At 51.4% G+C, this 14282-nt stretch carries 11 protein-coding genes; 2 read left to right on the plus strand and 9 right to left on the minus strand.

Features of this window, described 5'->3' with window-relative positions; genetic code table 11:
- Window positions 1-741 precede the first annotated feature (741 nt).
- Together FDW92_RS00100 and FDW92_RS00105 are read left to right on the plus strand one after the other, a co-directional pair.
- Window positions 742-1047: a PTS sugar transporter subunit IIB gene (locus FDW92_RS00100; RefSeq protein WP_042314237.1), complete on the plus strand. Its 306-nt coding sequence runs from the start codon at window positions 742-744 to the stop codon at window positions 1045-1047.
- 4 nt (window positions 1048-1051) lie between these two features.
- A complete protein-coding gene (locus FDW92_RS00105; protein ID WP_042314239.1) occupies window positions 1052-1369 on the plus strand; it encodes a PTS lactose/cellobiose transporter subunit IIA in 318 nt (105 codons plus the stop codon).
- Between the two features lie 118 nt (window positions 1370-1487).
- On the opposite strand, the gene rpoC is transcribed toward FDW92_RS00105, so the two are convergent.
- From rpoC to FDW92_RS00150, 9 genes are all read right to left on the minus strand, one after another.
- Complete coding sequence (rpoC, locus tag FDW92_RS00110) at window positions 1488-5711, minus strand: DNA-directed RNA polymerase subunit beta' (RefSeq protein WP_038636118.1); 4224 nt, start codon at window positions 5709-5711, stop codon at window positions 1488-1490.
- 76 nt (window positions 5712-5787) lie between these two features.
- Window positions 5788-9816, minus strand: coding sequence for a DNA-directed RNA polymerase subunit beta (gene rpoB / locus FDW92_RS00115; RefSeq protein ID WP_003033111.1), 4029 nt, complete (start codon window positions 9814-9816; stop codon window positions 5788-5790).
- Between the two features lie 320 nt (window positions 9817-10136).
- Window positions 10137-10502: a 50S ribosomal protein L7/L12 gene (rplL, locus tag FDW92_RS00120; RefSeq protein ID WP_000028882.1), complete on the minus strand. Its 366-nt coding sequence runs from the start codon at window positions 10500-10502 to the stop codon at window positions 10137-10139.
- 66 nt (window positions 10503-10568) lie between these two features.
- Window positions 10569-11066, minus strand: coding sequence for a 50S ribosomal protein L10 (gene rplJ / locus FDW92_RS00125; protein ID WP_005132895.1), 498 nt, complete (start codon window positions 11064-11066; stop codon window positions 10569-10571).
- Window positions 11067-11359: 293 nt separating this feature from the next.
- Window positions 11360-12067 (minus strand): 50S ribosomal protein L1, encoded by a 708-nt coding sequence (rplA, locus tag FDW92_RS00130; RefSeq protein ID WP_042314242.1) that lies wholly within the window; start codon window positions 12065-12067, stop codon window positions 11360-11362.
- 3 nt (window positions 12068-12070) lie between these two features.
- On the minus strand, window positions 12071-12499 hold the full coding sequence (rplK, locus tag FDW92_RS00135) for a 50S ribosomal protein L11 (RefSeq protein WP_038636105.1): 429 nt from the start codon (window positions 12497-12499) through the stop codon (window positions 12071-12073).
- Window positions 12500-12656: 157 nt separating this feature from the next.
- Window positions 12657-13202: a transcription termination/antitermination protein NusG gene (nusG, locus tag FDW92_RS00140; protein ID WP_003033125.1), complete on the minus strand. Its 546-nt coding sequence runs from the start codon at window positions 13200-13202 to the stop codon at window positions 12657-12659.
- A 1-nt stretch (window position 13203) separates the two neighbouring features.
- Entirely contained in the window at window positions 13204-13587 is a 384-nt protein-coding gene (gene secE, locus FDW92_RS00145; protein WP_003033128.1) for a preprotein translocase subunit SecE, read from the minus strand.
- Between the two features lie 230 nt (window positions 13588-13817).
- A partial coding sequence (locus FDW92_RS00150; RefSeq protein WP_249357153.1) for an EF-Tu/IF-2/RF-3 family GTPase occupies window positions 13818-14282 on the minus strand: 465 nt, incomplete at its 5' end.

A 14282-nucleotide genomic window follows, 5' to 3' on the forward strand; every position in this document is an offset into this window, starting at 1 on the left:
ATTTAACATTAATAAACTTAACGATTTAGTACTGCTGATGGTACTACTTTAAAATGTACAGGTTTACCACAGATAATATTGGATATTGATGCTAACTAAAACTTTCCTCTATTTACCGTTAAACACATTCCACCGGCTTGATAATAGAACTCAAGGCTGGTGACCTAAACAAGTACACTTCCCCTCGCGACATATACTCTTTGATGCGTTGCCTTATTTCCCTTGCGATAAACAGAAAACATGAATCGCAAATATTTACGTTTAAATCATGGCGTTACATCGTCGCGTTTTACTAACTTTTTGCGATTAGATAAATCAACTACGTGGCCTGAAAGCATTGTCGAAGTGAAAAAATAGCGTTTTCAGCATCGACTATCCCAAACAAAAAATACTTCGTGGCCTTTATCGCAACCCCCAATAAAGCTTTACTAACACTTACTACGTTAACAGCAAACTACTATTTCCCTGCTGTTAAGCATTAACATACGGGTTTAAAAAACGCTGTCAATACTGTTTTTTATAACATGTTTTTATTGACAGTAATTATATACTCCTGCATGTGATAAGCGAGCCAAAAGCCGCCAACCTCGGTACTGATCGTTGAGTTTTGCCTCTTTTTGTAACCGGTTTCAGAAAAAGTGGTTTTCTTTGTGATGCCTTACACACAATCGTTGCAAAGCAGTTGTTGCTACAGCTGGCTCGCGATAATTATCAACCCACACATGTTGAGCGAGACTGCTTATGAAAAACATCGTTTTATGCTGTGCCGCCGGAATGTCCACCAGCATGCTGGTACAAAAGATGAAAGATGCCGCCCAGAAAAAAGGTGTCGACGTCACGATCAAAGCTGTCCCGGTGGCTGAGTTTGAAGATAATATCGCCACTGCAGATATCGTGTTGCTTGGTCCACAGGTTAAATATGAGCAGGCCAAGCTGCAGGCGCTCGCCGACCCGCTAGGCAAAAAAGTTGCCGTTATCGATATGATGGATTACGGCATGATGAAAGGTGATGCCGTACTGGAAAAAGCGCTGAAACTACTGGAGTGATGATATGGAAGAGTTAGAAACGATCATCATGGAATTATTGGTCAACGCCGGAGCCGCTCGCAGTCAGGCACTGACAGCGCTACAACTGGCGCGTAAAGGTGACTTTACTGGTGCGGAACAAGCAATGGTGGAATCACGCGAGTACGTCAAACAGGCACATAAAATCCAGACCCAACTGATCGGGATCGACGAAGGCACAGGCAAACTACCGGTCAACCTCATTACCGTACATTCGCAGGACCATCTGATGAACGCGATGGTGATTCAGGATTTGGCGGGCGACATGATTGAGCTTTATCGGCGGTTACCACCGTTAAATTAATGACACTGCCGGATGGCGGCTTTGTAACCGCACAGGCCGGATAAGATCAGCGCCATCAGGCATAACATAGACATAAAAAAACCCGCCGAAGCGGGTTTTTTAGTATGGTCAGCAACGATTAATCGTTGTCAGAGCCGCCCAGGCCTGCGTTCAGCAGTTCTGCCAGGCTGGCAGACGCATCTTCAGCAGTCACCTGCGGAGCAGCTGGCAGTTCGCCCGCTGCGCGACGGCGCATACGATCCTGGTGGTACGCGTAACCGGTACCGGCCGGGATCAAACGACCCACGATGACGTTCTCTTTCAGACCGCGCAGTTCGTCGCGTTTGCCCGCAACGGCTGCTTCGGTCAGCACGCGAGTGGTCTCCTGGAACGATGCCGCGGAGATGAACGACTCAGTTGCCAGAGACGCTTTGGTGATACCCAGCAGATCGCGGGAGAAGGTTGCGCCCACTTTGCCGTTCGCTTCCAGCTCGCGGTTAGCGATCTTGACGCGGGAGTATTCAACCTGCTCGCCTTCCAGGAAGTCGGAGCTACCAGCGCTTTCGATGGTGGCTTTACGCAGCATCTGACGAACGATAACTTCGATGTGTTTATCGTTAATCTTAACACCCTGCAGACGGTATACGTCCTGAACTTCGTTAACGATGTAACGAGTTACAGCATGCACACCACGCAAACGCAGGATGTCGTGCGGCGCTTCCGGACCGTCGGAAACCACGTCACCACGTTCTACACGTTCACCTTCGAACACGTTAAGCTGACGCCATTTCGGAATCATCTCTTCGTAAGGTTCGCTACCGTCTACCGGGGTGATAACCAGACGACGCTTACCTTTGGTTTCTTTACCGAAGGAAATGATGCCGCTGATTTCAGCCAGGATTGCCGGCTCTTTCGGACGACGTGCTTCGAACAGGTCCGCAACGCGCGGCAGACCACCGGTGATGTCCTTGGTACCGCCGGATTCCTGCGGAACACGGGCCAGGGTGTCACCAGAGCTGATCTGTACGCCATCTTCCAACTGAACAATCGCTTTACCCGGCAGGAAGTACTGAGCCGGCATATCGGTGCCTGGGATCAGAACGTCGTTGCCCTGAGCATCAACAATTTTCAGTGCCGGACGCAGGTCTTTACCACCCGACGTACGCTCTGCAGAATCCAGAACGACCAGAGAAGACAGACCGGTCAGCTCGTCGGTCTGACGAGTAATGGTCTGGCCGTCGATCATGTCAGTGAAGCGGACAAAACCACTCACTTCGGTGATAACCGGCATGGTGTGCGGATCCCAGTTCGCTACGGTTTCGCCGCCAGCAACCTGTTCGCCATCACCTTTCGCCATAACGGAGCCGTAAGGCACTTTATAGCTTTCTTTGGTACGACCGAATTCGTCGATCAGTTTCAGTTCGGTGTTACGTGAGGTGATAACCAGTTTACCGCTGGAGTTAACAACCGACTTCGCGTTGCTCAGACGGATGCTACCTTTGTTTTTCACCTGGATGCTGGATTCAGCAGCCGCACGAGATGCCGCACCACCGATGTGGAACGTACGCATCGTCAGCTGTGTACCTGGTTCACCGATGGACTGTGCCGCGATAACGCCGATTGCTTCACCTTTGTTGATGATGTGGCCACGCGCCAGGTCACGACCGTAGCAGTGCGCACATACACCAAAGTCGGTGTCACAGGATACAACGGAACGAACTTTCACGGAGTCAACAGAGTTCTCTTCCAGCAGGTCACACCACTGTTCGTGCAGCAGCGTGTTGCGTGGAACCAGAATATCCGCGGTACCCGGCTTCAGGACGTCTTCAGCAGTCACACGACCCAGAACGCGATCGCGCAGCGGCTCTTTAACGTCACCACCCTCGATAACCGGGGTCATGGTGATGCCTTCCAGAGTGCCGCAATCGTCCTCAGTAACAACCAGGTCCTGCGCAACGTCAACCAGACGACGCGTCAGATAACCGGAGTTCGCTGTTTTCAGTGCGGTATCTGCCAGACCTTTACGCGCACCGTGAGTAGAGATGAAGTACTGGAGTACGTTCAGACCTTCACGGAAGTTCGCGGTGATTGGCGTTTCGATGATGGAGCCATCTGGCTTCGCCATCAGACCACGCATACCAGCCAACTGACGAATCTGTGCTGCAGAACCACGCGCACCGGAGTCGGCCATCATGTAAATGCTGTTGAAGGAAACCTGCTGCTCTTCTACGCCGTCACGGTTAATAACGGTTTCAGTTTGCAGGTTATCCATCATCGCTTTGGATACACGATCGTTCGCCGCAGCCCAGATATCGATAACTTTGTTATAGCGTTCGCCAGCGGTTACCAGACCAGACTGGAACTGCTCCTGGATCTCAGCAACTTCAGCTTCCGCTTCAGAGATGATCTCGTGTTTCTTCTCTGGGATGACCATGTCATCAATACCAACAGATGCACCTGAACGCGCTGCATAAGCAAAGCCGGTGTACATTGTCTGGTCAGCGAAGATAACGGTCGGCTTCAGGCCCAGAATGCGGTAACAGGTGTTCAGCATTTTGGAGATGGCTTTCTTGCCCAGCGCCTGGTTGACGATGGAGAAAGGCAGGCCTTTCGGTACGATCATCCACAGAATGGCGCGACCAATGGTCGTGTCTTTCAGGCTGGTGTGCGCAACGAATTCGCCGTTTTCATCTTTTTCATATTCAGTGATACGCACTTTAACGCGCGCATGCAGAGAGGCCAGGCCAGCGCGATAGATACGCTCTGCTTCTTTCGGGCCAGTCAGCACCATGCCTTCGCCTTTGGCGTTAACACAGTCACGGGTCATGTAATACAGACCCAATACAACGTCCTGAGACGGAACGATGATAGGTTCGCCGTTCGCCGGAGACAGGATGTTGTTGGTAGACATCATCAGCGCACGCGCTTCGAGCTGGGCTTCCAGCGTCAGCGGTACGTGAACAGCCATCTGGTCACCATCGAAGTCGGCGTTATATGCCGCACAAACCAGCGGATGCAGCTGGATAGCTTTACCTTCGATCAGTACCGGTTCAAATGCCTGGATACCCAGACGGTGCAGGGTTGGTGCACGGTTCAGCAGTACCGGGTGTTCGCGGATAACTTCGTCCAGGATATCCCAAACGACAGCTTCTTCACGCTCAACCATTTTCTTAGCGGCTTTGATGGTGGTGGCGAGGCCACGCAGTTCCAGCTTGCCGTAGATGAACGGTTTGAACAGTTCCAGTGCCATTTTCTTCGGCAGACCGCACTGATGCAGACGCAGGTATGGACCTACGGTGATTACAGAACGACCGGAGTAGTCAACACGCTTACCGAGCAGGTTCTGACGGAAACGACCCTGTTTACCTTTGATCATGTCAGCCAAAGATTTCAGAGGACGTTTGTTAGAACCGGTGATCGCACGACCGCGACGACCGTTATCCAGCAGGGCGTCAACCGCTTCCTGCAGCATACGTTTTTCGTTGCGTACGATGATGTCCGGCGCAGCCAGATCCAGCAGACGTTTCAGACGGTTGTTACGGTTGATCACGCGACGGTACAGATCGTTCAGATCTGACGTTGCGAAACGACCACCATCGAGCGGAACCAGCGGACGCAGATCTGGCGGCAGAACCGGCAGAACGGTCAGGATCATCCACTCTGGCTTGTTGCCAGACTGTACGAAAGCTTCCAGCAGTTTGATACGCTTGGTCAGCTTCTTACGCTTGGTTTCGGAGTTGGTTTCGTTCAGCTCTTCGCGCAGAGTTTCACACTCTTGCTCCAGATCCATGCTCTTCAGCAGGGCCTGAATAGCTTCCGCACCCATCTTCGCGTCGAATTCGTCACCGAACTCTTCCAGCGCGTCCAGATACTGCTCTTCAGTCAGGATCTGTTGACGTTCCAGGTTGGTCATACCGCCTTCGATAACGACATAAGATTCGAAGTACAGTACGCGTTCGATATCGCGCAGCGGCATATCGAGCAGCAAACCGATACGGGACGGCAGCGATTTCAGGAACCAGATATGCGCGGTCGGAGACGCCAGCTCGATGTGGCCCATACGCTCACGGCGTACTTTGGTCTGGGTCACTTCAACGCCGCACTTCTCACAGATCACACCACGATGTTTCAGGCGCTTGTACTTACCGCACAGGCACTCGTAGTCTTTTACCGGCCCAAAGATACGGGCGCAGAAAAGGCCGTCACGCTCAGGTTTGAACGTACGGTAGTTGATGGTTTCCGGCTTCTTAACTTCACCGAAAGACCATGAACGGATCATGTCTGGCGAGGCCAGAGCAATTTTGATCGCATCAAACTCTTCGGTTTTAGTCTGCGCTTTCAGAAACTTTAATAAATCTTTCACGGATTTGCTCCCGTCGGAGTTAGCACAATCTGGCGCTGGCTGTTACGCCAGCACCAGTGACCTGTTTGATCGAGAGTTACTCGTCTTCCAGCTCGATGTTGATACCCAGCGAACGAATCTCTTTCAACAGTACGTTGAAGGATTCCGGCATGCCTGGTTCCATCTGATGGTTGCCGTCCACGATGTTTTTATACATCTTAGTACGACCGTTCACGTCATCAGACTTAACGGTGAGCATTTCCTGCAGGGTGTATGCCGCGCCATATGCTTCCAGCGCCCATACTTCCATCTCCCCGAAGCGCTGACCACCGAACTGAGCCTTACCACCCAGCGGCTGCTGAGTAACCAGGCTGTAAGAACCGGTAGAACGCGCGTGCATCTTGTCATCAACCAGGTGGTTCAGTTTCAGCATGTACATGTAGCCAACGGTAACCTGGCGCTCGAACTGCTCACCGGTACGACCGTCGAACAGGGTAATCTGACCGGAAGTCGGCAGGCCACCCAGCTGTAACAGTTCCTTGATTTCAGACTCTTTCGCACCGTCGAAGACCGGCGTTGCGATCGGCATACCTTTTTTCAGGTTTTCAGCCAGACGCAGAACTTCTTCATCGCTGAAGGTATTCAGGTCAACTTTCTGACGAACATCTGAACCCAGATCGTAAGCACGCTGGATGAATTCGCGCAGTTTGGCGACTTCCTGCTGCTGTTTCAGCATGGCGTTGATCTTATCGCCGATACCTTTCGCAGCCATACCCAGGTGGGTTTCAAGGATCTGACCGATGTTCATACGCGATGGTACGCCCAGCGGGTTCAGTACGATATCTACCGGCGTACCGTTAGCATCGTGTGGCATATCTTCGATCGGGTTGATCTTAGAGATTACACCCTTGTTACCGTGACGACCTGCCATCTTATCACCAGGCTGGATCCGACGTTTAACCGCCAGATAAACCTTAACAATCTTCAGCACGCCCGGTGCAAGATCGTCGCCCTGAGTAATTTTACGGCGTTTCGCTTCGAGTTTTTTCTCGAACTCGTGTTTCAGTTCGTCGTACTGCTCAGCCAGTTGTTCCAGCTGATTCTGTTTCTCTTCGTCGGTCAGGCCGAGTTCTAACCAGCGGTCACGCGGCAGTTTGTCGAGCTTCTCAGCTTCAACGCCACCGGAAACCAGCACAGCGTAGATACGGCTGAACAGACCAGCTTCGAGGATCTGCAGTTCTTCAGACAGGTCTTTCTTAGCCTGCTTCAGCTGCATCTCTTCGATTTCCAGCGCACGTTTGTCTTTTTCTACGCCATCGCGAGTAAAGACCTGAACGTCGATAATCGTACCGGAAACACCGTTTGGCACGCGCAGAGAAGAGTCTTTAACGTCAGACGCTTTCTCACCGAAGATCGCACGCAGCAGCTTCTCTTCTGGGGTCAGCTGGGTTTCACCTTTCGGCGTTACCTTACCAACCAGAATGTCGCCACCGGTCACTTCCGCACCGATATAAACGATACCGGATTCATCCAGTTTGGAGAGCGCAGCTTCACCCACGTTCGGGATGTCAGCGGTGATCTCTTCCGGCCCCAGCTTGGTGTCACGGGACACACATGCCAGTTCCTGAATGTGGATGGTGGTGAAACGGTCTTCCTGGACAACACGCTCGGAGACGAGGATGGAGTCTTCGAAGTTGTAACCATTCCATGGCATGAACGCCACGCGCATGTTCTGACCCAGCGCCAGTTCACCGAGGTCGGTGGACGGACCGTCTGCCAGCACATCACCACGTTCAACCGGCTCGCCCAGAGATACGCAAGGCATCTGGTTGATACAGGTGTTCTGGTTTGAACGGGTGTATTTAGTCAGGTTATAAATGTCGATACCTGCTTCGCCCGGGTACATCTCGTCTTCGTTAACTTTGATAACGATACGGGAAGCATCCACGTACTGAACAGTACCGCCACGTTTAGCAACTGCAGTAACACCGGAGTCAACGGCAACAGCACGTTCCATACCGGTACCAACCAGCGGCTTATCAGCACGCAGAGTCGGAACCGCCTGACGTTGCATGTTCGCACCCATCAATGCACGGTTGGCGTCATCGTGTTCCAGGAACGGGATCAGGGACGCACCGACGGATACCACCTGCTGGGTGGATACGTCCATGTAGTCAACCTGGTCGCGGCTGAACAAGCTGGATTCGCCTTTACTACGGCAGGTAACCAGATCTTCTACAAAGTGGCCTTCGTCATCCAGGTTGGAGTTCGCCTGAGCGATAACGTAGTTGCCTTCTTCGATAGCAGACAGGTAATGAATTTCGTCAGTAACAACACCGTCGGTCACTTTACGGTACGGAGTCTCGAGGAAGCCGTATTCGTTAGTCTGTGCATACACGGACAGGGAGTTGATCAGACCGATGTTCGGACCTTCAGGCGTTTCGATTGGACATACGCGACCGTAGTGAGTCGGGTGTACGTCTCGAACTTCGAAGCCTGCGCGTTCACGGGTCAGACCGCCCGGGCCGAGTGCGGAGATACGACGTTTGTGCGTAATCTCAGACAGCGGGTTGTTCTGGTCCATAAACTGAGACAGCTGGCTGGAACCGAAGAACTCTTTCACTGCTGCGGAAATCGGCTTGGCGTTGATCATATCCTGAGGCATCAGGGTATCCAGATCGCCCAGAGACAGACGCTCTTTCACCGCACGCTCAACACGCACCAGGCCAACGCGGAATTGGTTTTCCGCCATTTCGCCTACGGAACGGATACGACGGTTGCCAAGGTGGTCGATATCATCGACTTCGCCTTTACCGTTACGGATATCGATGAGCTTCTTCATCACTTCAATGATGTCGTCTTTGCTCAGGATACCGGAACCTTCGATTTCGTCGCGCAGCAGAGAACGGTTGAACTTCATACGACCAACCGCAGACAGGTCATAGCGGTCTTCGGAGAAGAACAGGTTCTCGAACAGGCTTTCAGCAGCTTCACGAGTCGGCGGCTCACCAGGGCGCATCATGCGGTAGATTTCTACCAGCGCGCTCAGACGATCGTTGGTTGGGTCGACGCGTACAGTTTCAGAAATGTACGGACCGTGGTCCAGATCGTTAGTGAACAGCGTTTCGATACGCTTGTGGCCAGACTGGCTCAGCTTAGCCAGCAGATCCAGGCTCAGCTCCATGTTAGCTGCGCAGATCAGCTCGCCAGTAGATTCGTCAACGTAGTCTTTAGCCGCAACTTTACCAGCAATGTATTCAACCGGAACTTCGATATGCTTGATATCGTCTTTTTCCAGCTGGCGAATATGGCGCGCAGTGATGCGACGGCCTTTTTCAACGTAGACTTTGCCGTTAGCTTCGATGTCAAAGGAGGCGGTTTCACCACGCAGGCGTTCCGGCACCAGTTCCATCTGCAGCTTGTTGTCACGAATTTCGAAAACAACTTTTTCAAAGAACAGGTCAAGGATCTGCTCAGTGGTGTAGTTCAGTGCACGCAGAATGATGGTCGCAGGCAGTTTACGGCGACGGTCAATACGTACGAACAGGTTGTCCTTCGGATCGAATTCGAAGTCCAGCCAGGAACCACGGTAAGGAATGATACGCGCGTTATACAGCACTTTACCCGAAGAGTGGGTTTTACCTTTGTCGGAGTCAAAGAAGACGCCAGGACTACGGTGCAGCTGAGAAACGATAACACGCTCAGTACCGTTGATAACAAAGGTACCGTTGTCGGTCATGAGCGGAATTTCGCCCATGTAGACTTCTTGTTCTTTAATGTCTTTTACGGTGCCTTCCGGCGCTTCGCGCTCGTAGATCACCAGACGCAGTTTTACGCGCAGCGGTGCGGAATAGGTCACGCCACGGATCTGACATTCCTGAACGTCAAACACCGGTTCGCCAAGACGGTAGCTGACGTATTGCAGCTCGGAATTACCGCTGTAGCTCTGAATCGGGAAAACGGAACGGAAAGCTGCTTCCAGACCATACTGCCCTTCAGGATCTTGCTCGATGAACTTCTGAAACGAGTCAAGCTGGATAGAAAGGAGATAAGGTATGTCCAACACTTGCGGACGTTTACCAAAATCCTTACGAATACGTTTTTTCTCGGTATAGGAGTAAACCATTAGGGTTCCTCAGCTCGCTGACAAGTCGACCCATCTGTCCATTGAGCGGACAGTTTGTGCAACACTATTTTGTTGACCGGAAAATCGAATACTTTCCGCAATGCCTGTTGCTATCACGCTTAAACCATTTCATTGCGATTTACACAGAACTGACGCTCTGTCGCAGTATATTAAGACGTCGATAGAAACAAGCATTGAAAGGCACAGCAGTAGTCAAACAGTGTGAAACGCTACTGGCGCCTTACAGCGCAAAAAGGCTGGTGACTAAAAAGTCACCAGCCATCAGCCTAATTTCTTAGGCTGCAACCAGAAAAGTTGGCTTATTTAACTTCAACTTCAGCGCCAGCTTCTTCCAGAGATTTTTTCAGTGCTTCTGCGTCGTCTTTGCTCACGCCTTCTTTCAGCGCAGCCGGTGCAGATTCTACCAGGTCTTTAGCTTCTTTCAGACCCAGGCCAGTTGCGCCACGTACTGCTTTGATAACAGCAACTTTGTTAGCGCCAGCAGCTTTCAGAATTACGTCGAATTCAGTTTTTTCTTCAGCAGCTTCAGCCGGGCCAGCAGCTACAGCTACAGCAGCAGCAGCGGAAACACCGAATTTTTCTTCCATTGCAGAAATCAGTTCTACAACGTCCATTACGGACATAGCGGATACTGCTTCAATGATTTGATCTTTAGTGATAGACATTTAAATTGTTCCTGAAAATCAGAATAAGTTTATACGTAAGCAGATGCTTGAGAAAGGTAACTGCAATTAAGCAGCTTCTTTCGCATCGCGTACAGCAGCCAGAGTACGAACCAGTTTGCCAGCCGAAGCTTCTTTCATGGTTGCCATCAGGCGTGCAATTGCTTCTTCGTAGGTCGGCAGAGTTGCCAGGCGATCGATATTCGATGCGGTAATCAACTCACCTTCAAAGGCTGCGGCTTTGACCTCAAATTTTGCATTCGCTTTCGCGAACTCTTTGAACAGACGAGCAGCAGCGCCCGGGTGTTCCATAGAGTATGCAATCAGGGTCGGACCAACAAACGTGTCTTTCAGGCACTCGAACTGAGTACCTTCAACGACGCGGCGCAGCAGGGTGTTACGAACAACACGCATGTATACGCCAGCTTCACGACCTGCTTTACGCAGTTCAGTCATTTTATCTACAGTTACGCCACGGGAATCCGCAACTACTGCAGACAGCGCGCCTTTGGCTACTTCGCTGACTTCAGCAACAATCGCTTGTTTGTCTTGAAGATTTAAAGCCATTAGCTTTGCTCCTGGATGTTTGCCGGAACTCATGTTCCGGAACTCACTTCACTCCCCCCAACGGAGAGAGCGTCTAAATACGGTGAGCAGAAACAAGCCAGAGTATCAGAAATAATCTTAGCGTTCTGTCACCGTCTACGCAGGGCATTAAGTTTCTTGCGAAACACCTGCGGTCTTCGACGGAGGCCTGGATAGGCCAGGCTCCAACGAACAAATCTGTTGTCTATCGGCCGAAGCTAATAGAATCGTGGGCGAAGATTGTAGACAAATTCGCCGCCCACGTAAAGCTAATCTTAGACGTTCGCAGACGCGCTCAGACCAGCCTGATCAACGGCAACACCAGCACCCATGGTGGTGGAGATGCTAACTTTCTTGATGTACACGCCTTTTGCCTGAGTCGGTTTTGCTTTTTTCAGCGCAACCAGCAGAGCTTCCAGGTTTTCTTTCAGTTTGTCAGCGTCAAAATCCACTTTACCGATGGTAGTGTGGATGATGCCGTTTTTGTCGTTACGGTAACGAACCTGACCAGCTTTAGCGTTCTTAACAGCTTCAGCAACGTTAGGAGTTACAGTACCAACTTTCGGGTTTGGCATCAGGCCGCGCGGACCCAGAACCTGACCCAGCTGGCCAACAACGCGCATTGCATCCGGGGAAGCAATAACAACGTCAAAGTTCATTTCGCCTTTCTTGATCTGTTCAGCCAGATCTTCCATACCTACCAGCTCAGCGCCTGCAGCTTTAGCAGCTTCAGCGTTTGCGCCCTGGGTAAATACAGCTACGCGAACGGAACGGCCAGTACCGTGCGGCAGTACAGTTGCACCACGTACGTTCTGGTCAGATTTACGAGCGTCGATGCCGAGGTTAACGGCAACGTCCACGCTTTCTACGAATTTAGCAGTGGCCAGCTCTTTCAGCAGAGCAATAGCTTCGTTGATGTCGTACTGTTTAGTTGCATCAACTTTGTCACGGATCACGCGCATACGCTTGGTCAGTTTAGCCATTTCTTAGTCCTCCACTACCAAGCCCATGGAACGTGCAGTACCTTCAATGGAGCGAGTCATCGCTTCAATGTCGGAACCAGTCATGTCGGCAGCTTTGGTCTGCGCGATTTCCTGCAGCTGAGCGCGGGAAATTTTACCCACTTTGTCTTTGTTCGGCTTGCCGGAACCAGACTTGATACCAGCCGCTTTCTTCAGCAGTACTGCTGCCGGAGGCGTTTTGGTAACGAAAGTGAAAGAACGGTCAGCGTAAACGGTGATAACAACCGGGATCGGCAGACCTTTTTCAATGGAATCAGTTTTTGCGTTGAACGCTTTGCAGAATTCCATGATGTTCACGCCTTGTTGACCCAGTGCTGGACCTACTGGCGGACTCGGGTTAGCCATACCAGCTGCAACCTGCAGCTTGACATAGGCTTGGACTTTCTTAGCCATTCTAAATTCCTCTAGTTGGGTTATAGCGCCTCAAAGAGGCTCCCCGTGTTTGTAAATTCGTTTTACGGACAGGGTCCATAAAAACAAAAGGCGCGAAATTGTATTCCAATCTCGCGCCTTGTGCAACGATTAAATCGCCGCTTTTTTGATCGACGTGTTAGGCTTTTTCAACCTGGGCGAAGTCCAGTTCAACCGGAGTCGCACGACCGAAAATAGATACAGAAACTTTCAGACGAGACTTCTCGTAGTCCACTTCTTCAACTACGCCGTTAAAGTCAGCAAACGGACCGTCGCTAACGCGAACCATTTCGCCCGGCTCAAACATCGTTTTCGGACGCGGCTTATCACCAACCTGCTGCAGACGGTTCATGATCGCATCAACTTCTTTGTCGCTGATTGGCGCCGGACGGTCAGAAGTACCGCCGATAAAGCCCATCACACGCGGAACGCTGCGCACCAGGTGCCAGCTCGCATCATTCATGACCATCTGGACCAGTACATAGCCCGGGAAGAATTTACGTTCGCTCTTGCGACGCTGGCCACCACGGATCTCGACCACTTCTTCGGTCGGCACCATGACTTCGCCAAACAACTCTTCCATATTTTGTAACTTGATATATTCGCGCAGCGACGTGGCAACGCGGCCTTCAAAACCGGAAAACGCCTGAACGACGTACCAGCGCTTTTTAGGGGCTTCAGACATCTTAGAACCTCAGGCCAGTGATAAAGGATACCAGGCGAACCAGAATACCATCCAGTCCCCACAGGATCAGTGACATTACTGCGGTAACCGCAGCCACAATTAATGTGGTGTGCAATGTTTCCTGGCGAGTTGGCCAAATGACCTTACGGACTTCGGTTCTCGCTTCACGGGCAAAAGCAACGGTCGCTTTACCTTTTGTTGTCAACAGCGCGACACCACCCGCTGCGGCAATCAGAATCACTACGGCCAGCGCACGCAGCGGCAGCATCATGTCACGATAAAGGTAGTTGCCAACGATAGCTACAAGCAGCAATACAGCGACAACAACCCACTTCATCGCTTCCAGGCCGCGCCCGCTTCCTTGAGCTTCGGTATTCGCACTCATAAACCAACCTGTCAGAAGTATTCTACAAACATTTTCACCCCGCGTAAGCGAGGCGATCCAAACCGAAATGCTCTGGTGCGTTTCGGACTAAACGCCCTCTTCAGAGCCTGTCTCAGCAATGATTATGACAAAAAAAATCACTGATGAGCCAGGTTCTGGTGTGAAAGCGTGCAAAAAGGGCATCAAATGATGCCCTTTTATTGCGCATTGCGTCAAATGTTATTCGGCAATTAGCTCATTACTTTGGCAACAACGCCCGCACCTACAGTACGGCCGCCTTCACGGATTGCGAAACGCAGACCGTCGTCCATCGCGATCGGGTGGATCAGAGTAACAACCATTTTAATGTTGTCGCCCGGCATTACCATCTCTACGCCTTCCGGCAGTTCGATGGTACCAGTCACGTCAGTAGTACGGAAGTAGAACTGCGGACGGTAGCCTTTGAAGAACGGAGTATGACGGCCGCCTTCGTCTTTGGACAGGATGTACACTTCAGATTCGAACTTGGTGTGCGGCTTGATAGAGCCCGGCTTAGCCAGTACCTGACCACGTTCGATTTCTTCACGTTTGATACCACGCAGCAGAACACCAACGTTCTCACCAGCACGGCCTTCGTCCAGCAGTTTGCGGAACATTTCAACGCCGGTACAGGTAGACTTAGCGGTGTCTTTGATACCAACGATTTCAACTTCTTC

Source organism: Citrobacter sp. wls706 (genome assembly GCF_005281305.1).
GTDB lineage: Bacteria > Pseudomonadota > Gammaproteobacteria > Enterobacterales > Enterobacteriaceae > Citrobacter > Citrobacter werkmanii.

Bases quoted from the DNA above. Each gene is read 5' to 3' on its own strand.
- FDW92_RS00100 (WP_042314237.1), top strand. From the start codon at position 742: ATGAAAAACATCGTTTTATGCTGTGCCGCCGGAATGTCCACCAGCATG.
- FDW92_RS00105 (WP_042314239.1), top strand. From the start codon at position 1,052: ATGGAAGAGTTAGAAACGATCATCATGGAATTATTGGTCAACGCCGGA.
- rpoB (WP_003033111.1), bottom strand. From the start codon at position 9,816: ATGGTTTACTCCTATACCGAGAAAAAACGTATTCGTAAGGATTTTGGT.
- rplL (WP_000028882.1), bottom strand. From the start codon at position 10,502: ATGTCTATCACTAAAGATCAAATCATTGAAGCAGTATCCGCTATGTCC.
- rplJ (WP_005132895.1), bottom strand. From the start codon at position 11,066: ATGGCTTTAAATCTTCAAGACAAACAAGCGATTGTTGCTGAAGTCAGC.
- rplA (WP_042314242.1), bottom strand. From the start codon at position 12,067: ATGGCTAAACTGACCAAGCGTATGCGCGTGATCCGTGACAAAGTTGAT.
- rplK (WP_038636105.1), bottom strand. From the start codon at position 12,499: ATGGCTAAGAAAGTCCAAGCCTATGTCAAGCTGCAGGTTGCAGCTGGT.
- nusG (WP_003033125.1), bottom strand. From the start codon at position 13,202: ATGTCTGAAGCCCCTAAAAAGCGCTGGTACGTCGTTCAGGCGTTTTCC.
- secE (WP_003033128.1), bottom strand. From the start codon at position 13,587: ATGAGTGCGAATACCGAAGCTCAAGGAAGCGGGCGCGGCCTGGAAGCG.